We start from the raw sequence: 18,046 nt of genomic DNA on the forward strand, positions 1-18,046 counted from the left end.
GATTAGCTTGTATGGCGATTACGGAGCAGGGCTTGCAGCTCGCTCAAACCATAAGACATTGCCTGGATGAATATGTGGACATCTACGTCAGCGAAAAGCTGGTGCCGAATGAGGACGCCAAGAAAAAAATGCAGGTGCATACCTTTGGCAAGCTCAGTGAGGCTGTGACAAAGAATTTTCAGGCCTATGAAGGACTGATTTTCGTCATGGCTACGGGCATTGTGGTGCGCACCATTGCACCCTTGCTGCAGGACAAGCTTACGGACCCTGCAGTGGTTGTCTTTGACGAACAGGGCAAGCACGGCATCAGCCTGTTGTCCGGCCATGTCGGCGGCGCCAACGAACTAACCCGTCAGATTTGTCAGGCCATTGGTGCCGGTGCGGTGATTACCACGGCTACGGACATCAATGAAAAGCTGGCTCCAGATGCGCTGGCTACCCGTTTGGGACTGCGCCCCTGGCCGAAAGTGCGCATTAAGACCATGAATGCGGGTCTGTTGGAAGGGCGGAAGCTCCACTGGCGCATTGACCGAACGCTGCCCCATAGCGTCTTTTACAAGCGGAAACTGGAGCAGTATGGGCAGTGGGCAGACTTATGCGTGCCCAGTCAGCTGCTGGCTGTACTCCCTGAGGAAAAGGAGCAGCTGGAAGTTGTGATTATTGGGGAAAGGCAGCTGCCGGAACTGGCGGATTTGCCGAAGAACATTCTCTGCCTTACGCCGCGCAGGCTCATTGCCGGGGTAGGCTGCCGCAGAGGAACGCCTGCGGCGCTGGTGATGTCCGCTTTGGATACGGCCTGCCGCATGATTGGTCGCGACCGCTCCTTTATCGACGAGCTGGCCAGTACCATCGTGAAGAAACACGAGGCAGGTATCGTCTATGCGGGTGACAGTCTGGTGCGTCCCGTAAAATTCTACGACAACGATAAGATGGAAAAGATGATTGAAGTCCATCAGCTCGAAGAGTCGGACTTCGTCAAGGAAAATATCGGCATTGGCAACGTCTGCGAAGCGGCCGCTTATTGCTCCGTTGGTGATAAGGGCGGCAGACTGGCCTTGCGGAAAACGAATTTTGAAAAGGTGACGGTGGCTTTATTATGGGAAAAATAACAGTTGTAGGCATTGGCCCGGGCAGCCTCTTGGACATGACCCCGCGGGCACGGCAGGCCATTGAGTCTGCAGAGGTAATCGCCGGTTACAATACCTATATCAAGCTGATTGAGGAACTCTTAGGGGACCGCAAGGTTATCGGCACGGCCATGATGCAGGAAATCGACCGCTGCAAAATGGCCGTGGCTGAGGCGGCAGAAGGCCGTGATACCGTAGTGGTATCCAGCGGTGATGCCGGCGTCTACGGCATGGCAGGTTTGGTCTTGGAATTGGTATTGCAGCAGCCGGAGGATAAACGTCCGGAATTTGGCGGCGTGATTGCCGGCGTGTCTGCCGTCAATGCGGCAGCCTCTGTATTGGGCGCGCCTTTGATGCACGACTTTGCCGTCATCAGCCTGTCGGATTTGCTGACGCCTTGGGAGACCATTGAGAAGCGCATTGAAATGGCCGCACAGGGAGATTTTGTTACGGCACTTTACAACCCCAAGAGCAAGAAGCGGGTGGAAAATATCGAGCGGGTGCGCGAAATCATGCTGCAGCACCGCAAGTCTGATACGCCGGTGGGCATCGTGACGGCTGCCAGCCGCGAGGGTGAGGGCAAGATTATCTCCACGCTGGAGGACTTCACCAAGCAGGAAATCAATATGTTCTCGCTGGTCATCATCGGCAACTCCATGACCTATGTGAAGGACGGCTATATGATTACGCCCCGCGGTTATGGCAATAAGGAGCCGGGCTTATGATTTTCGTGCTGGCAGGCACCCAGGACGGCCGGGAAATCGTCAGGCTCCTGCTGGAACAGGGCCATGATGTGGCAGCTTCCGTGGTGAGCAGCTACGGCGGAGAACTGCTGGCCCATGCCTGCGGGCAGAGATGCCTGATTAACGATAAGCCGCTGGATGAAGCGGCGCTCAAGGATTATCTGCAGGAGCATGACATCCGCCTGCTTGTGGATGCCAGCCATCCCTATGCGGCCAATGTGAGCCGCAATGCCATAGCGGTCTGTCAGGCTCTGTCCATCCCCTATATCCGCTACGAGCGTGACTTGTCAAAACTCGATTACGACAGGATTACCGTGGTGCACAGCTATGAAGAAGCGGCGCAGGCAGCAGCAGCGTTGGGGACAAAGATATTCCTCACCACCGGCAGCCGCAATCTGGATAAATTCGTGCACAGTCCGGACTTAAGGGACTGCGAACTCACGGCAAGGGTCCTGCCCACTGCCGAGGTTATCGGTTTATGTGAATCGCTGGGATTGGATGCCGGTCATATTGTAGCGCTGCAGGGACCGTTTTCCCAGGAGCTTAATCGGGAGCTGTTCCACAAGTATGGGGCGGAAGTTATCATCACCAAAAACAGCGGCACCATTGGCGGTACGGATACGAAATTTGCCGCTGCGGCTGAACTTAATCTGCCCATTGTGCTTATTGATAGGCCAAAGTTAAATTATCCGTGTATAACCCATGACTATGCAGAGGTTTTGGCCTTTGCCAAGCAATGATACAGAGAAATAATTCCTGTCACAGGCAGGGATTATTTTTTTGCAATAAAAAACTGCTGCGCAGGGAGTCTGCGCAGCAGCGTAAAGATTCAGGTTTTAGTTGTTTTTATTGCCGAGTACCGTCTTGCCGAAGATGGCCAGCGTTACGAGGAATACGATAAGGCCTAAGAATTCAGCCGTATCGGCAAAATCCTTGCCGACGAGCGCCAACGGACTGTCACTGCCGCCGCTCGTAACCGAAACAACGATGATGCCGGCGAGGGCAACACCAATCAGCGATTCGCCTTTGGCAACTGTACATCCGCAATGTACAATCATCGAAAACATTAGATCACATTCAAAAATATTATAAAAGATGTATGTGTGTATACATGTAACTTGAACGTGCCTTGAATATATCTGCAGGGTGCGTAAGCAGGATAAATGTGATAATATATACAATGTATGATAGAGAAGATGAGGTGACGATTATGGATTTTATTAAGCAGCCTATGGAGATAGAAAATCGCAGTATGGAAATTATTGCGCCGCATTTGGAGGGGCTGAATCTCAGCCCAGAGCAGGTGAAGGTTTATTCCCGGCTCATTCATGCGGCAGGTGATGTGGACTATGCGCCTATCATTAAGATGTCTGCGGATGCCATTGAGCAGGCGATGACAGCCTTAAAGGGCGGTTGTGATATTTACACCGATGTGGAAATGGTGCGTACGGGCATCAACAAGCGCAAGCTCGCGTCCTTCGGCGGGCAGGTGCATTGCCTGATTGCCGATGAGGAAGTGGCAAAGACAGCCAAAGAGCAGGGCATTACCCGCTCGATGGCAGCCATGCGCAAGTTTGGTCAGGAGATGAATGGTGCCATCATTGCCATCGGCAATGCGCCCACGGCTCTCTTTGAAGTTCTGCGTCAGGTGGAAGAAGAAAATCTGCGTCCCGCCTGCATCGTGGGTATTCCCGTAGGTTTTGTGGGTGCGGCTGATTCCAAGGCGGAACTTGCGAAGCAGGAAACGGTGCCCTTCATTACCGTTGAAGGCACGAAAGGCGGCAGCCCCATTGCGGCAGCGGCGGTTAATGCCATGATGTACCTCATCAACAACGACAGAGGCTGATTATGGCAGGGAAAATTATCTTAGTCACCGGCGGCGCGCGTTCGGGAAAATCTGCTTTTGCGGAAAAACTGGCGGCGGAGATGGGCACATCTATCGGCTATATTGCCACGGCGCAGATTTACGATGAGGAAATGCGCTATCGGGTCAAGCTGCACCGTGAGCGGCGCCCATCCTCCTGGCAGACCTGGGAAGCCCCGTTTGAGGCGGAAAAAGCGATTGCCGAAGCGGCAAAGTCGCATAAAGTATTGCTCTTTGACTGTCTTACGCTGTATCTCAGCAATCATCTGTGCAGAATCCTCTATGATGAATTAAACGATGAAGTGGCTTATCAGATTGTTGAGAAACAGATGGGCGTCTTGGTGCGGGCGGCGCAGGCAGCTGCTGAGCAGGGGACTTCCACGATTTTTGTCACCAATGAAGTGGGCGCCGGGATTGTGCCGGAAAACAAACTGTCCCGGCTCTATCGGGATGCCAGCGGGCTGAGCAATCAGCGGGTTGCCGCGGCCGCGGACGATGTATACGCCGTTATCGCGGGGATTCCCGTTAATATCAAAAAACTCAATGCCTGCCTTATGCAGGAAAAGGACGGATAAACAAATGGCAAACTCCATTATGCTGATGGGCACGAGCTCTCATGTGGGCAAAAGCATTATCACCACAGCCTTGTGCCGCATTTTTCATCAGGAAGGGCGCAAGGTCGTGCCGTTCAAGGCGCAGAATATGGCGCTCAATTCTTATGTGACCAAAGACGGCAAGGAAATGGGCCGCGCACAGGTGGCGCAGGCCGAAGCGGCAGGACTCGAACCCATGGTCGATATGAATCCAGTGCTATTAAAACCCACGGGCAATTCCTGCTCGCAGGTGGTACTTAATGGCAAGGCCATTGGCAATATGAGTGCCCGCGAATACCACAAGGGCTATTCATTGAAAGCCTTTGGCGCTGTGACCGAGGCTTTAGAGCGGCTGCAGAAAAATTTTGATACGCTGGTCATCGAAGGGGCCGGCAGTCCGGCAGAAGTCAATCTCAAGGCCAACGATATCGTCAATATGCGGGTAGCCAAGCACTTAAATGCGCCGGTGCTCTTGATTGCCGATATTGACCGAGGCGGAGCCCTGGCATCGCTCGTGGGTACACTGGAACTCTTGGACGAGGACGAGCGGGCTTTGGTCAAAGGACTTATCATCAACAAGTTCCGCGGGGATGTGACCTTGCTGACGCCTGCCGTGGATTTTTTGGAGCAGAAGACTGGCAAGCCAGTGCTGGGCATTGTGCCGCATATTGAGGATATGGGCATTGATGATGAGGATTCCGTTTCGCTGGATGATAAAGTGGTGGAACAGGACCAGCCGCAGGCTGATTTGCATATCGCTGTAATCCAGACGCCGAAGATTTCCAACTTCACGGACTTTGACAGTCTGGCGGCAGAGCCGGATGTTTCCCTTTATTATGTGAAGCGCGTGGAAGACTTGGGCGAGCCGGATTTGATTCTGCTGCCCGGTTCTAAGAATACCACGGAGGATTTGCTCCATCTGCGGGAATGTGGGCTCGAAGAAGTCATCCGCGAAAAAGTTGCGGGCGGCACGCCGCTCTGGGGCATTTGCGGTGGCTATCAGATGCTGGGCCAAAAGATTGCGGACCCGCTGCATACGGAATCGGCTAACGATGAAGTGGCGGGCTTGGGGTATCTGCCCATGGAAACCACCTTTGCGGCCGAAAAACTCACCAGTCAGGTACAGGCTGACTGTGTACAGCTGAACTTCCTGGGCCGCGAGATTACAGGCAAAGGCCTTTATGGCTACGAGATTCATACAGGGGAAACGAAGTTTGATGGTGCGCCCGCTCACCCCTTCCAAATAATTGACCGGTCAAATGAAAGCGTCAATATTGCCGAAGGTTTGACATGTCAAATTGACGGTCAGGGTCAGGTGACCGGCACCTACATTCATGGCATCTTTGACCATGACGATTTCCGGCGGCAGATTCTAAACGCCCTGCGTGCCCGCAAGGGGCTTGGCGACCTGCCCATCCAACGCAGTGTGCGTCAGGAAAAGGAGCGGGCCTATAACCGTCTGGCCAGTGTGGTACGTGCCAGCCTCGATATGGAAAAACTGGCTGAAATTATGGGTGAGCGCCCATGATGACGGGAATTTTGGCCTTTCTGCTGGATTGTATTATCGGTGACCCCAAAAGCTCCTGGCATCCTGTGGTGCTGATGGGGAAGATGATTTCCTTTTGGGAACGCCTCTTTTATCATCCGGAGGATAAGGACAGCCGCAAATTTGCCTGGGGTGCAGTGCTGGTGCTGCTGGTTCTCTGGCTGACCTATGCTGTGGCGGAAGGTATTATGCTCTTGTCATACAAAATCCCTTGGAGCTTTGGCAGTACGGCGGTGGGCGCAGTCATGCTGTCCTTTGCCATTTCGCCCAAGAGTCTGGCCAAGGCGGGCAAGGAACTTTATGGTCTGCTGCTGGCGGGGGATATGGCAGAAGCCCGCCGGAAGGTGGGCTGGATTGTAGGCCGCGACACGGACAAGCTCGACGAACCGGAAATCGCGCGGGCAACGGTGGAAACCATTGCGGAGAACACCACGGACGGCATTATCGCGCCCCTGTTCTTCTTTGTTCTGGGAGGCGTGCCACTGGCTATGGTCTATCGGGCGGCTAACACCATGGATTCCATGATTGGCTACAAGAACGATAAGTATCTTTACTTTGGCCGGGCGGCGGCGCGGCTCGATGATGTGCTGAATTATATCCCTGCCCGCATCACGGCGGTGCTCTTTGTCTTTGCGGCCTGGATTCTGGGCTACGATTACAAATTTGCCTATCGCATGATGCTCCGCGATGCGAAAAAACATCCCAGCCCGAATGGCGGCTATGCGGAAGCTACGGTGGCCGGTGCCCTCCATGTGCGTTTGGGAGGCTATAACTCTTACTTTGGCCAGCAGCATTTCCGCGAGTATATGGGTGAGCCGTTGGAAACTTTGGGCATCAAGCATATTATGGGCGCAATCCGCCTGATGTACACGGCAACTGTGATGTTTATCATTATCTGTTACGCCATGTTTGGGTTATGATAGGTGTGATAAAAATCACAAGAGAGGATGCTGTTTGATGAAATCATTTATTACGGCCCTGCAATTCCTGACGCGGATTCATCTGAAGAACCAAATGGATTTAACGGCGGAAGACTTCGGCCGCAGTACGAAGTTCTTTCCTTTGGTGGGGCTTATCTTAGGTCTTATTTATATGCTGGCTTCCTGGTGCTTGATTGCCGTCTTTGGCTGGGCCAATCTTGTCACGACCTTGCTGGTGATTTTGCCGGTGCTGCTCACGGGCGGTCTGATGCTGGATGGTTTTATGGATACTGTGGATGGTGTCTTTTCCGGACGGGAACGGGAGCGGCAGCTGGAAATCATGAAGGACAGCCGGGTGGGTTCCTTCGGCGTGCTTGCCTTGGTATGCCTCTTTTTGGTCAATTGGTCGGCTCTGCGGGATGTGAAGCTGGTGCTCATTATGACGGCACTTTTCGTCATGCCCATTATCGGCCGCATGGCCATGGTGATGGCGATTGCTTTCTTCCCTTATGCTCGCAAGGAGGGCATGGGCAAAATCTTTGCGGAAATGGCCGACAGAGAAACGGTGCTGCTGGCGGCGGCAGTCACGCTGGTCTTTGTGGTTCCCTGGGGACAGGCCGCCATTGCAGCGCTTCTGATTGGCTTGGGCTTTGCATGGCTCGTGGCCAAATGGCTGACGTATAAGCTCGGCGGACTTACTGGTGACACCTATGGCGCTATCGAAACCCTGACGGAAACGGTGGTGCTGCTGGTATTCTGGGGCACTTCCTGGATTCCCGGCGGCTTGCATATTTTGTGGCGTTAATAAAATATTTTTATTTAGCAGGAAATAATCTGCTCTGGCACGAATAAGAATCGTGAGATGGGATTATTTTCTGCTTTTTTAACGTGGATGTTCATAAAATTCTGTCTGATGTAAGCAAGGAAGTGAGAGCGTGAAGAAGTTCATCAATAGACCGGACAATTTGGAAGCTGAGGTCAACCGGGGACTGGCTTTGTCCAAACCGAATATTCTTCGTCAATTGCCGGACTGCAATGTTATGGTCAGGCAGAATTTGAAAAAGGATAGAGTGGCTTTGGTCTTTGGCTGTGGCAGTGGTCATGAACCGGCACCGAACGGTTATGTGGGATATGGCATGCTCGACGCAGGTATCCCGGGCAAGATTTTTTCTTCCCCAACCCCGGATATGATTCTTAAGGGCATTAAGGAAGTTCAAAACGAGGCGGGCGTGCTCTGCCTGATTGTGAACTATACCGGAGATGTGCTGAATTTCCGCATGGCCATGGAAATGGCGCAGATGGAAAATATTGCGGTGGAGTCGGTGATTATAGCCGATGATGTGGCCACCCAGAAAAATAAATCCGTGGGTCGCAGAGGTTTGGCCGGTGTGGTGCTGGTGATGAAAATTGCCGGGGCTGAGGCGGAACTTGGTTCTGACCTTTACCGGGTAAAAGAAGTGGCTGAGTGGGCGGCTTCCGGTATGCGGACCATTGGCGTGGCTTGTCGTCCCTGTATCATTCCCGCTGACGGGGAACCCAGCTTTGAGCTGGGCGAGCAGGAAATGGAAATCGGTATGGGCCTGCATGGCGAGCCGGGTGTTTTGCGCTGCAGTATGATGACGGTCAAAGAGACGGTGCATCAGATGCTGGACCTCATCCTGCTCGATTGTAACTACGAGAACAGTGAAGTGGTGGTGCTCATTAATGGGTTGGGTGGAACACCTCCCATGGAGCTCTATGTGGTCAATGACTGTGTTCATCAGTATTTGGGGGATGCGGGCATAAAGATTTACGATACCATGATTGGCAATTACATGACATCGATGGAAATGGGTGGTTTTTCCATCAGCCTGATGCGGCTTGACCCCCATTTGAAAGCTCTTTATGACATGGCGGCGGAAACGCCCATTATCAGGCGTTGACGGACGAAGGAGGATATGCTGTATGTTCGGAAAAGAATATATGTTAGCAGCTCTGGAGACCATCTGCCGGGATATCATTGAGCATGAGGAGGAGCTGAACCGTCTGGATAACGCCATCGGCGATGGCGACCACGGTACAAATATGGCCAGATTTTCCCGCATTGTCTTACAGGAACTGCCGAAGCTGGCAGCAGATAATGAACAGCTGGGGGAAATCTTTCATCAGGTGGGGATGCGCTGTATCAATGAAATCGGCGGCTCCGCTGGCCCGCTGTTTGGCACGTTTTTCCTGCGGGCAGGGATGGCCAGTATGGGCAAGACTGTTCTTACCCCCGCTGATTGGGCGATGGCCTTCGATGCAGGTACCATGGGCGTCTCTTTGCTGGGCAAGAGCAGTGAAGGGGATAAGACCATGTTAGATGCCATGTTCCCGGCGGGCAGAGCCATGCAGAAAGCTGTGGGGAAGGGCGGCAGCCTGCCGGAGGTTTTGGCAGCCGGTGCGGAAGCAGCTGAAAATGGTGTGCTCTACACGAAAACCATTCAGGCTAACAAGGGAAGAGCATCTTATCTGGGCTCCCGCAGCATTGGCCATCAGGACCCTGGTGCCACCACCATTATGTTGATGCTTCAGGCCATGCATAAAGTGGCAGTGGAGCGGGATGTGGATTGAGTTATGGATTACGACCTGTCAGTAGGCAGGTCGTTTTTATTTGGCGGCAGGCGTTGGACATAGGTGGTGCTGTTTGCTATAATTCATAGGGTAAGCGTATCAGCAGAATCAGTAGTAGATGTGGTGACAGTTATGGACTTAACGGTGCGTGTTCCCGGTTCCTGTGGGGAATTGGTGCAGGGCTTTGCCCAAGGGGCGCCTTTTTTGGGGACCTGCCCCATTGACAGATATACAACGGTAGAGGTAAGCGACAGTTTTTCGGGGCTGACAGGCTTGGGGGAAAAATCTTTGCAGGCCCTGCAGCTGACATTAGCCCGTTTGGGAATGGATGATTTTCCCTATGGACTAAAACTGACCTCAGAACTTCCCAAAGGCAAAGGCATGGCCTCTTCGAGTGCGGATATTGCTGCTGTGGTAGTGGCGGTGATGGAGGCCTTAGGCGAACCGTGGTCACCAAAGTTCGTGATGGATATTGCCACAGAGATTGAGCCAACCGACGGGATTTTCTGTCCGGGCATCGTGCTGATGAATCATGTCAATGGCAAGGTGCTGGCCCATTTTGAGCAGGTGCCGTCCCTGCGTGCGGCTGTCTTTGATATGGGGGGGACGGTAGATACCTGTGCGTTCCATCAGTCGGATAAAAAGGCAGAGGATAATCAAAGCCTGCTACGGGACTTTCAGCAGGCCATGCATTCGGGCCGTGCTGAGAAAATTGCGCAGGTGGCGACGGAAAGTGCCTTTGCCAATCAAAGGCTATTATATAAGGAAGAATTGCAGCAGCTTTGGCAGCTCGGAAAAGAAGCAGGGGCGCTGGGGATTAATGCGGCGCACAGCGGCACGGTGCTGGGACTGTGGTGGAGCACGGATGAAGCGGCGGAAACAATCAGATGGCAGGCGGAGCAGATAGCCCAAAAACTCAAGGTGAAGTTTTGGGGACTGGCGAATCTGCGTCCCGGAGGAGTGGAGGTTAGCAGAAGATGAAGAATATACCACGGTTAGTGATTGCCGCCACCCAGTCGGGGGCGGGGAAAACCACCATTGTCACAGGGCTGCTGGCGGCTTTGCGGCAGCGGGGGCTGAGCGTGCAGTCCTTCAAGGCAGGCCCTGATTATATTGACCCGGGATATCATGCTCTGGCCAGCGGCCAGCCGGCGCATAATCTGGACAGTTGGCTGACCCCGAAAGAAATCCTGCCGGAGATTCTGGCTGCGGAGGCAGAGCATGCTGACATTGCTATCGTCGAAGGTGTTATGGGCCTTTATGATGGCGGGCGGCAGGGCATCAGTTCCACGGCGGAGATTGCCAAAATCATCAAAGCGCCGGTGCTGCTGGTGATTGATGCTAAGTCCATGGGGGCATCGGCTGCAGCCATTGCGCAAGGTTTCCGGGATTATGACCCTTCGGTTAAGCTGGCGGGCGTAATCTTGAACCGCTTAGGCTCCGACACCCATGAAGCCATGATTCGGGAAGCTATGGCAGGAATTGATATGCCTGTATTCGGTGCTTTGCACCGTAACGACGGCTTGCGTATGCCCGAACGTCATTTGGGGTTGGTGCCCGTGGAGGAAAACAAGGAACGGGAACTTATCGGCCGTATGGGCGAGACCGTAGCCGGTCAGATGGATTTGGATAGGCTGCTGGAATTGGCTCGCAGTGCTGAGCCCCTGGCGATAAAGGAAAGTCCGCTGTCCGGTGCGGGAGCGTATTCCTGTCGAATCGGCGTGGCCAAGGACGAAGCCTTTTCCTTTTATTATCCTGCCAGCCTGAAAGTGCTGGCAAAGCTCGGGGCAGAGATAGTTCCCTTCAGTCCCCTGCATGATGAAAAACTGCCGGCCGTGGATGGCCTCTTTATCGGCGGCGGGTTCCCGGAAATGTTTGCCGGCCAGCTGGCGGCAAATGTGGCTATGCGGCAGGCTGTTGAGCAGGCCGCGCAGAATGGTATGCCAATTCTGGCAGAATGCGGCGGCTATATGTATCTGATGGATTCGCTGCAGGATTTTGCAGGAGTCAGTCATCCGATGGCGGGCGTGTTCGCCGGGCAGGCGGTCATGACGGAAAAATTGCAGATGGTGGGCTATGTGGAGGCCGAGCTGCAGAAAGATTCGCTATTGGGAAGCGCAGGTACGAAGCTTAAGGGCCATGAATTTCATTTTTCCAAGGAACGTGAACCAATTCCGCAGGACAAAGCGCCCTTTATCTTCCGGAAACTGCGGAATAACAGCGAATATCCGGCAGGTCAGCAGGTGAAGAATGTTTTAGGCAGCTATCTGCATCTGCATTTTGCCGGCTGCCCAGATGCGGCAGAGAATTTTGTCCGCCAGTGTGCGGCTTATAAAAAGAAGCGGGGGCAGGTAAGTGGAGAAGTTTGAGCATGGGGGCAATATTTATGAGGAAGCTCCTGCTGGCGGCAAGTGGCTGGATTTTTCCGCTAATATCAATCCTCTGGGGCTGGCACCGGAGGTAAAGCAGGTTATTGCGGAAAATATCGAGGGGATTGTTCATTACCCTGACCCCAAGGCACGGAAATTAAAAGCAGCGCTTAGCGGGCATTATCGGATTCCCGAAGACCAGATGCTTTTGGGCAATGGTGCCGCGGAACTTTTTTATCTGCTGGTGCATATGGTTAGGCCCAAGCGGGTGGCACTGCCTGTGCCATCCTTTGGCGAATATCAGCGGACGGCTGAGGCTGTGGGAGCGGAAATCTGCTTCGTGCCGTTGCAGGCAGAAGCAGATTTTGCGCCGGATATGGAGCAGTGGAAAAAGGCCTGCGAACATGTGGAATGCATATTTATCGGCAATCCCAACAATCCTACGGGTAAGCTGATTGCTCGTGAGCAGCTGGCAGAGTTCCTGCCGTTTTGGGAGAAGCGGGGCATTTGGACGGTGGTGGATGAGTCCTTTTTGGACTTTCTGCCGGATGAGGAAAGGTACAGCGTCCGGGATTTGACATGTCAATTTCAGCATTTGCTAGTCGTGCGCTCCCTGACCAAATTTTATGCCATGCCGGGGCTGCGGCTGGGCTTTGCCAGTGCGCATGCTGACCTAGTGCGGTGTTTGGAACAAGGCAAGGATGTCTGGAATGTCAACAGTCTGGCACAAGCGGCAGGAGTTGCGGCTTTGGGCTTAAAAGAGTATCATAGAAGGAGTCGTGAGTTTGTGCAGGCTGAAAAGGATTGGCTCTATGAGCGCCTTTGTGCTATCAAAGGGCTGGAACCCATCCGGCCTAGCGTGAACTTTATGATGGTTAATGTGGCAAAGACAGGTCTTACCAGCGGTGAACTTACTGCCCGCATGCGCAGGCAGGGTGTGTTGGTGCGGGACTGCGCCAATTATACGGGGCTGGAAGACCGACAATATATTCGTGTGGCGGTGCGCAGCCGCGCGGAGAATGAACAGATGCTCAAGGCATTGGAGGCAATAGTTTGACAAAGGTTATTTTTATCCGTCATGGCCAGACGGAATGGAATGTAACGGGGCGTTATCAGGGTCAGTCGGATGTGAAACTTACCGAGGAAGGCAAGAAGCAGGCCGAGAAACTGGCGGATAATTTCCCCGTGGCTAAGGTGGATGCCATTTATGCCAGTGATTTGTGCCGGGCTATGGTGACGGCCGAGACAATCGCGAAGAAGTTTGGCTTAAAGGTACAGGCAGAACCGGCATTCCGGGAACTCAGTTTTGGTGACTGGGAAGGCCTGACTTATCAGCAGATTGTGGATAGGTGGGAAGAAGCCATGGCTAATTTCCTGCAGCATCCGGATATTTTGGAAATTCCCGGTGGTGAGAGTTTTCCAGCGGTGCAGCAGCGGGCGATGAAACGTCTTAACGAACTTATTGAAAAGCACGACGGGCAGACGATTGTGGTCGTGGCACATGGTGCGGTGCTGCGTACTATGCTGACGGCAGCCCTGCATATGCCGTTGCAGTATCTTTGGAGCATCCGCCAGTTCAATACGGCGGTGAATATTGTGCGTTATGACAGTGACGCCAATCCTACAGTGGAATTATTGAACAGCACTGCTCATCTGGGTAACGAGGTGCAGAGGGGGATTATATAATGAAAGTATTGGTTACAGGAGGCGCAGGTTTTATTGGCTCGCACCTGGTACGGCAACTGTTGGCGGCTGACCATGAAGTAACGGTGCTTGATAATGTGAGCACTGGCACCTGGCAGCATCTGCCAGAAGGCAAGGATACCTGCACCTGCTGGGAAATGGATATCCGTGACAAGTCAGCTCGCGAGAAGATGGAACAGGGCAGGTTTGATGTTATCGTGCATCTGGCTGGCCAGACCATGGTGGATGTTTCCATCAAAGACCCGGAATTTGACGCCGCCGAAAATGTCATGGGTACGTTGAACGTTCTGGAAGCAGCCCGTCATAGCGGCGTGAAGCGCATCATCTTTGCTTCCACGGCAGCTTCCTATGGTGATGTAGCCGAGGACAAACTGCCCATTCGCGAGGAAGAAACCCTGGCACCGATGTCCTTCTACGGCCTGACCAAGGTGACGGTGGAAAAATACTTACAGCTCTATCATGATTTATATGGCCTTGACTATGTGGCCCTCCGCTTTGCCAATGTCTATGGTGAGCGTCAGGGGGATACTGGCGAAGGCGGGGTAATCAGCATCTTTGCCAAGCGCATTGCCAAAGACCAGGGCATTACGGTGTTCGGTGATGGCAAGCAGACTCGCGACTTCATCTATGCCGGCGATATTGCCTCCGGTATTATCGCGGCAATGACTACGGATAAGGCCAATGCGGTTTACAACCTCAGCAATCAGACGGAAACCAGCCTGCTCGAGCTCATTGCGCTCATGGCCAAGGCATCGGGTAAAACGGTGGAACCGGACTTTGCAGCACCGCGTGAAGGGGATATCAATCGCTCTATGCTCTGCAACGAAGCCGCCGTGCAGAACCTGAACTGGCAGCCGCAAATGGATTTGGGCGAAGGTCTGGCTCGCACGATTGCTTATTTTAAGAGCTGCTGATTCCTGTGAAAAAAATTCTACGCAAAATCAAAAAAAGTTCTTGACTTGAACTCTGTTTTTGCGTAGAATATTTTTATGTGATGTTACGGGCATGGCATCCATTAGCCCCGGAAGCCAGTCGTGAGAACGTCATATACCGATTAAATTATTTGAACTTATTAGGGGGGAAATCGCATGAAGACAACGTTTATGGCAAATGCATCCAACGTTGAGCGTAAATGGTATGTTGTAGACGCTGAAGGGCAGACTGTCGGCCGTCTCGCAGCTGAAGTTGCTAAAGTTCTTCGCGGTAAAAATAAACCGACCTTTACTCCGCACGTTGATACGGGTGATTATGTCATCGTCATCAATGCAGAGAAGGTTAAATTTACGGGTAAGAAACTTACGGATAAGACTTACTTCCGTCATTCCGGTTATCAGGGTGGCACGACGTTCACGTCCGCTGGCCTGATGCTCGAAAAGTTCCCGGAACGCGTTATTGAGCACGCTGTAAAAGGCATGCTGCCGCATAACCGTCTCGGTGCTAAGATGTACCGCAAGCTCAGCGTTTACGCTGGCAGCGAGCATCCGCATGCAGCTCAGAAGCCGGAAAAGCTCGAGCTGAACATTCGCTAATCTGGAGGAGGAACATATAAATGGCACAAGTAAGCTATTACGGCACTGGCCGCAGAAAGTCTTCCGTTGCCCGTGTTCGTCTGGTTCCAGGCGAAGGCAAGGTTACGATCAACGGTCGTACCATGGAAGAATATTTTGGTCTGAAGACTCTCGAACTCATCGTTCGTCAGCCTCTGAACCTTACGGAAACTGTTGACAAGTATGACGTTATCGCAAATGTTGCAGGTGGCGGCGTATCTGGTCAGGCAGGCGCAATCCGTCACGGTATCACCCGTGCACTCATGGAAATGGACGCTGAACTCCGTCCGGCTCTGAAAAAAGCTGGTTTCGTTACGCGTGACCCGCGTGAAAAAGAACGCCGTAAATACGGTCTCAAGAAAGCCCGCAAGGCTTCCCAGTTCTCCAAGCGTTAATTTCATTATCGTTGGATATACAAGTCCGTCAGCAATTTGCTGGCGGGCTTTTTTGCATGCGGTGTTGGTGGTGCAAATGCTATAAATATAGTATAATAGAACATAAAGTGAATTGGGAGGTGCTTATTTTGATTAGGAAGGGAATTATTCTGGCCGGCGGTTCGGGAACAAGGCTGTATCCGCTCACGCAGGTGGTATCGAAACAGCTGATGCCGGTCTATGACAAGCCCATGATTTACTATCCGCTGAGTACGCTGATGCTGGCAGGGATTAAGGATATACTGATTATCAACACGCCGCAGGACAGCGCATTGTTCCAAAGTTTGCTCGGGGATGGCAGCAAATTGGGCATAAACATCAGCTATGCAGTGCAGCCCAGTCCGGATGGTTTGGCGCAGGCGTTTATTATTGGTGAGCAGTTTATCGGCGGCGAAGGCTGCGCTCTGGTGTTAGGCGATAACATCTACTATGGTTCGGATTTAGCGCAATCGGTGCAGCGGGCGGCTTCAACGGAGGAAGGCGCAACGGTATTTGCCTATTATGTGTCCGACCCGGAACGCTACGGTGTGGTGGAGTTTGACGAACACGGCCATGCCCTGAGTCTGGAGGAAAAACCGGCTCAGCCTAAATCCAACTATGCAGTGACGGGCTTGTACTTCTATGATAAGGATATTGTCGATGTGGCCAAATCCATTAAACCTTCGGCGCGCGGTGAGCTCGAAATCACCGACGTGAACAAGGTTTATCTGGAGCGCGGCAAATTGCAGGTGGAAAAGATGCGCCGCGGCTATGCTTGGCTGGATACGGGAACCCATGAATCCTTGCTGGATGCAGCGGCGTTCGTGCGCACCATTCAGGCCCGTCAGGGACTCAAGATTGCCTGTATAGAAGAAATTGCCTACCGGATGGGGTATATCGATGCGGCACAGGTGGAGAAACTGGCACAGCCCTTGCTGAAGAACGAGTATGGTCAGTATCTTATCGGTATGATTGAGGAGTAAGGAGTTTTTTGCTGGTATGAAGGTTATTAAAACGAGTATCGATGGTGTGCTGATTGTTGAGACGGATGTATTTGGCGACCATCGTGGTTATTTTACGGAAACGTATAATAAGCCAAAGTATGAAGCATTGGGCATCACAAATGATTTCGTGCAGGATAATATGAGCTTTTCGGCACAGAAGGGTACTTTACGCGGTCTGCATTGGCAGAATCCGCCCTATGCACAGGCCAAGCTGGTTTCCTGCTCCAAGGGCAAAGTTATCGATGTGGCTGTGGATATTCGCAAGGGCAGCCCGACTTTTGGCAAGTGGGTTTCCGTGGAACTCAGCGCAGAAAACCATCGGCAGTTCTATATTCCTCGCGGCTTTGCACATGGTTTCCTGACCTTGACCGATGATGTGGAGTTCCGTTATAAATGTGATAATGTCTACAACAAGGCGGCGGAAGGCGGCATGCGTTATGATGCGCCGGAAGTAAACGTCGATTGGGGCACTTTGCTGGCTGGCATAGAACCGGTGCTCAGCGAGAAGGATACGACTGGCCCGACGTTAGCCGACAGTAATAATCAGTTTGTATATGGGGAGAATTGCTAAATGAATATAATCGTAACCGGTGGCGCTGGTTTTATCGGTGCCAACTTTGTTTACTATATGCTGAAAAAACGTCCCGAGGATAAGATTATCTGCTTTGATAAGCTGACCTATGCGGGCAATATGGAAACTTTGGCCGAGGCCATGAAGAACGATAAGTTCAAATTTGTGCGGGGGGATATCGCTGACCGCAAGGCTGTTTACAAACTCTTTGAAACGGAAAAGCCTGACATCGTTGTGAATTTTGCAGCGGAATCTCATGTGGACCGTTCTATTGAAAATCCGGAAATCTTTTTGCAGACCAATGTGATTGGCACCAGTGTCCTGCTCGATGCCTGCCGCAGATATGGTATTGACCGTTATCATCAGGTGTCCACGGATGAGGTTTACGGTGATTTGCCGCTGGACCGTCCGGACTTGTTCTTTACAGAAACTACCAATCTGCATACTTCAAGCCCCTATTCGGCTTCCAAGGCTTCGGCGGATTTGCTGGTGATGGCTTACCATCGCACCTACAAAGTGCCGGTGACCATTTCCCGTTGTTCCAATAACTATGGCCCCTTCCATTTCCCGGAAAAGCTGATTCCGCTTATGATTATCAACGCTTTGGCGGACAAGAAACTGCCGGTTTATGGGGATGGCTTGAATGTTCGTGACTGGCTCTTTGTGGAAGACCATTGCGCTGCTATCAATCTTATTCTGGAAAAGGGCAAGGTGGGCGAAGTCTATAACATTGGCGGCCATAACGAACGGGCCAATATCGATGTGGTTAAGACCATCCTCAACCAGCTTGGTAAAGGCGAAGATTTGATTGAATACGTTGGTGACCGCAAAGGTCATGACCGCCGTTATGCGATTGACCCCACCAAGATTCACGAAGAACTGGGCTGGCTGCCGGAGACGAAGTTCGAGGATGGCATCAAGGCTACGGTGCAGTGGTATCTGGATAACCGCCAGTGGTGGGAAAACATCATCAGCGGCGAATACAAGGATTATTACGACCGCATGTATACGAAAAAATCTGCGTTGGAGTATGCAACAACTTAATAAATGCAC

Annotated in this window: 21 protein-coding genes; 20 read left to right on the forward strand and 1 reads right to left on the reverse strand. The window is 52.4% G+C overall.

The window, feature by feature from the left end:
• The first annotated feature begins 11 nt into the window (after positions 1-11).
• Genes P157_RS0106830 through cobK form a run of 3 tightly spaced genes read left to right on the forward strand, consistent with a single transcriptional unit; the run spans position 12 to position 2,610 of the window.
• On the forward strand, positions 12-1,109 hold the full coding sequence (locus P157_RS0106830) for a cobalt-precorrin 5A hydrolase (RefSeq protein ID WP_051598532.1): 1,098 nt from the start codon (positions 12-14) through the stop codon (positions 1,107-1,109).
• Entirely contained in the window at positions 1,097-1,852 is a 756-nt protein-coding gene (gene cobJ, locus P157_RS0106835) for a precorrin-3B C(17)-methyltransferase (RefSeq protein WP_026760331.1), read from the forward strand. Before P157_RS0106830 ends, cobJ begins: the two co-directional genes overlap by 13 nt.
• Positions 1,849-2,610, forward strand: coding sequence for a precorrin-6A reductase (cobK, locus tag P157_RS0106840; RefSeq protein WP_026760332.1), 762 nt, complete (start codon positions 1,849-1,851; stop codon positions 2,608-2,610). Before cobJ ends, cobK begins: the two co-directional genes overlap by 4 nt.
• Before the next feature lie 96 nt (positions 2,611-2,706).
• Here cobK and P157_RS0106845 read toward each other — a convergent pair whose 3' ends face one another.
• Positions 2,707-2,937, reverse strand: a complete 231-nt coding sequence (locus P157_RS0106845) for a hypothetical protein (protein ID WP_026760333.1) — start codon at positions 2,935-2,937, stop codon at positions 2,707-2,709.
• Between the two features lie 143 nt (positions 2,938-3,080).
• Between P157_RS0106845 and P157_RS0106850 the strand changes: the two genes are divergently transcribed.
• The 17 genes from P157_RS0106850 (at position 3,081) to rfbB (ending at position 18,037) form a co-directional block, all read left to right on the forward strand.
• Positions 3,081-3,716 carry a precorrin-8X methylmutase gene (locus P157_RS0106850; protein ID WP_026760334.1) on the forward strand — a complete coding sequence of 212 codons (636 nt, stop codon included), beginning with the start codon at positions 3,081-3,083 and terminating at the stop codon, positions 3,714-3,716.
• A gap of 2 nt (positions 3,717-3,718) precedes the next feature.
• Positions 3,719-4,309: a bifunctional adenosylcobinamide kinase/adenosylcobinamide-phosphate guanylyltransferase gene (gene cobU / locus P157_RS0106855; RefSeq protein ID WP_026760335.1), complete on the forward strand. Its 591-nt coding sequence runs from the start codon at positions 3,719-3,721 to the stop codon at positions 4,307-4,309.
• Positions 4,310-4,313: 4 nt separating this feature from the next.
• Complete coding sequence (locus tag P157_RS0106860; RefSeq protein WP_026760336.1) at positions 4,314-5,855, forward strand: cobyric acid synthase; 1,542 nt, start codon at positions 4,314-4,316, stop codon at positions 5,853-5,855.
• Entirely contained in the window at positions 5,852-6,793 is a 942-nt protein-coding gene (cbiB, locus tag P157_RS0106865; protein WP_026760337.1) for an adenosylcobinamide-phosphate synthase CbiB, read from the forward strand. The genes P157_RS0106860 and cbiB overlap by 4 nt, the downstream gene beginning before the upstream one ends.
• 37 nt (positions 6,794-6,830) lie before the next feature.
• Complete coding sequence (cobS, locus tag P157_RS0106870) at positions 6,831-7,598, forward strand: adenosylcobinamide-GDP ribazoletransferase (RefSeq protein WP_026760338.1); 768 nt, start codon at positions 6,831-6,833, stop codon at positions 7,596-7,598.
• Between the two features lie 130 nt (positions 7,599-7,728).
• Positions 7,729-8,715, forward strand: coding sequence for a dihydroxyacetone kinase subunit DhaK (locus tag P157_RS0106875; protein WP_026760339.1), 987 nt, complete (start codon positions 7,729-7,731; stop codon positions 8,713-8,715).
• Positions 8,716-8,737: 22 nt separating this feature from the next.
• On the forward strand, positions 8,738-9,385 hold the full coding sequence (gene dhaL / locus P157_RS0106880) for a dihydroxyacetone kinase subunit DhaL (protein ID WP_037354462.1): 648 nt from the start codon (positions 8,738-8,740) through the stop codon (positions 9,383-9,385).
• 132 nt (positions 9,386-9,517) lie between these two features.
• The gene (locus P157_RS0106885) at positions 9,518-10,366 is read left to right on the forward strand and encodes a hypothetical protein (protein WP_026760341.1); all 849 of its coding nucleotides are present in this window, start codon (positions 9,518-9,520) and stop codon (positions 10,364-10,366) included.
• The gene (locus tag P157_RS0106890; protein WP_026760342.1) at positions 10,363-11,754 is read left to right on the forward strand and encodes a cobyrinate a,c-diamide synthase; all 1,392 of its coding nucleotides are present in this window, start codon (positions 10,363-10,365) and stop codon (positions 11,752-11,754) included. Before P157_RS0106885 ends, P157_RS0106890 begins: the two co-directional genes overlap by 4 nt.
• Complete coding sequence (gene cobD, locus P157_RS0106895; protein WP_026760343.1) at positions 11,741-12,811, forward strand: threonine-phosphate decarboxylase CobD; 1,071 nt, start codon at positions 11,741-11,743, stop codon at positions 12,809-12,811. Before P157_RS0106890 ends, cobD begins: the two co-directional genes overlap by 14 nt.
• On the forward strand, positions 12,808-13,440 hold the full coding sequence (gene cobC / locus P157_RS0106900; protein ID WP_026760344.1) for an alpha-ribazole phosphatase: 633 nt from the start codon (positions 12,808-12,810) through the stop codon (positions 13,438-13,440). The genes cobD and cobC overlap by 4 nt, the downstream gene beginning before the upstream one ends.
• Complete coding sequence (locus P157_RS0106905; protein WP_026760345.1) at positions 13,440-14,372, forward strand: SDR family NAD(P)-dependent oxidoreductase; 933 nt, start codon at positions 13,440-13,442, stop codon at positions 14,370-14,372. The genes cobC and P157_RS0106905 overlap by 1 nt, the downstream gene beginning before the upstream one ends.
• 174 nt (positions 14,373-14,546) lie before the next feature.
• A complete protein-coding gene (gene rplM / locus P157_RS0106910; protein WP_026760346.1) occupies positions 14,547-14,987 on the forward strand; it encodes a 50S ribosomal protein L13 in 441 nt (146 codons plus the stop codon).
• Between the two features lie 20 nt (positions 14,988-15,007).
• A complete protein-coding gene (gene rpsI, locus P157_RS0106915; RefSeq protein ID WP_026760347.1) occupies positions 15,008-15,400 on the forward strand; it encodes a 30S ribosomal protein S9 in 393 nt (130 codons plus the stop codon).
• A gap of 128 nt (positions 15,401-15,528) precedes the next feature.
• Positions 15,529-16,401, forward strand: coding sequence for a glucose-1-phosphate thymidylyltransferase RfbA (rfbA, locus tag P157_RS0106920; RefSeq protein ID WP_026760348.1), 873 nt, complete (start codon positions 15,529-15,531; stop codon positions 16,399-16,401).
• A 16-nt stretch (positions 16,402-16,417) separates the two neighbouring features.
• Positions 16,418-16,993 (forward strand): dTDP-4-dehydrorhamnose 3,5-epimerase, encoded by a 576-nt coding sequence (rfbC, locus tag P157_RS0106925; RefSeq protein WP_026760349.1) that lies wholly within the window; start codon positions 16,418-16,420, stop codon positions 16,991-16,993.
• Complete coding sequence (gene rfbB, locus P157_RS0106930; protein ID WP_026760350.1) at positions 16,994-18,037, forward strand: dTDP-glucose 4,6-dehydratase; 1,044 nt, start codon at positions 16,994-16,996, stop codon at positions 18,035-18,037. It begins immediately after the preceding gene.
• Positions 18,038-18,046 lie beyond the last annotated feature (9 nt).

It is taken from the genome of Selenomonas ruminantium AC2024, assembly GCF_000687995.1.
GTDB classification, from domain to species: Bacteria; Bacillota; Negativicutes; order Selenomonadales; family Selenomonadaceae; genus Selenomonas_A; species Selenomonas_A ruminantium_B.

What these genes read in the sequence shown, in the direction of transcription:
- P157_RS0106830 (WP_051598532.1), top strand. Translation starts at nt 12, where the DNA reads ATGGCGATTACGGAGCAGGGCTTGCAGCTCGCTCAAACCATAAGACAT.
- cobJ (WP_026760331.1), top strand. Translation starts at nt 1,097, where the DNA reads ATGGGAAAAATAACAGTTGTAGGCATTGGCCCGGGCAGCCTCTTGGAC.
- cobK (WP_026760332.1), top strand. Translation starts at nt 1,849, where the DNA reads ATGATTTTCGTGCTGGCAGGCACCCAGGACGGCCGGGAAATCGTCAGG.
- P157_RS0106845 (WP_026760333.1), bottom strand. Translation starts at nt 2,937, where the DNA reads ATGTTTTCGATGATTGTACATTGCGGATGTACAGTTGCCAAAGGCGAA.
- P157_RS0106850 (WP_026760334.1), top strand. Translation starts at nt 3,081, where the DNA reads ATGGATTTTATTAAGCAGCCTATGGAGATAGAAAATCGCAGTATGGAA.
- cobU (WP_026760335.1), top strand. Translation starts at nt 3,719, where the DNA reads ATGGCAGGGAAAATTATCTTAGTCACCGGCGGCGCGCGTTCGGGAAAA.
- P157_RS0106860 (WP_026760336.1), top strand. Translation starts at nt 4,314, where the DNA reads ATGGCAAACTCCATTATGCTGATGGGCACGAGCTCTCATGTGGGCAAA.
- cbiB (WP_026760337.1), top strand. Translation starts at nt 5,852, where the DNA reads ATGATGACGGGAATTTTGGCCTTTCTGCTGGATTGTATTATCGGTGAC.
- cobS (WP_026760338.1), top strand. Translation starts at nt 6,831, where the DNA reads ATGAAATCATTTATTACGGCCCTGCAATTCCTGACGCGGATTCATCTG.
- dhaL (WP_037354462.1), top strand. Translation starts at nt 8,738, where the DNA reads ATGTTCGGAAAAGAATATATGTTAGCAGCTCTGGAGACCATCTGCCGG.
- P157_RS0106885 (WP_026760341.1), top strand. Translation starts at nt 9,518, where the DNA reads ATGGACTTAACGGTGCGTGTTCCCGGTTCCTGTGGGGAATTGGTGCAG.
- P157_RS0106890 (WP_026760342.1), top strand. Translation starts at nt 10,363, where the DNA reads ATGAAGAATATACCACGGTTAGTGATTGCCGCCACCCAGTCGGGGGCG.
- P157_RS0106905 (WP_026760345.1), top strand. Translation starts at nt 13,440, where the DNA reads ATGAAAGTATTGGTTACAGGAGGCGCAGGTTTTATTGGCTCGCACCTG.
- rplM (WP_026760346.1), top strand. Translation starts at nt 14,547, where the DNA reads ATGAAGACAACGTTTATGGCAAATGCATCCAACGTTGAGCGTAAATGG.
- rpsI (WP_026760347.1), top strand. Translation starts at nt 15,008, where the DNA reads ATGGCACAAGTAAGCTATTACGGCACTGGCCGCAGAAAGTCTTCCGTT.
- rfbC (WP_026760349.1), top strand. Translation starts at nt 16,418, where the DNA reads ATGAAGGTTATTAAAACGAGTATCGATGGTGTGCTGATTGTTGAGACG.
- rfbB (WP_026760350.1), top strand. Translation starts at nt 16,994, where the DNA reads ATGAATATAATCGTAACCGGTGGCGCTGGTTTTATCGGTGCCAACTTT.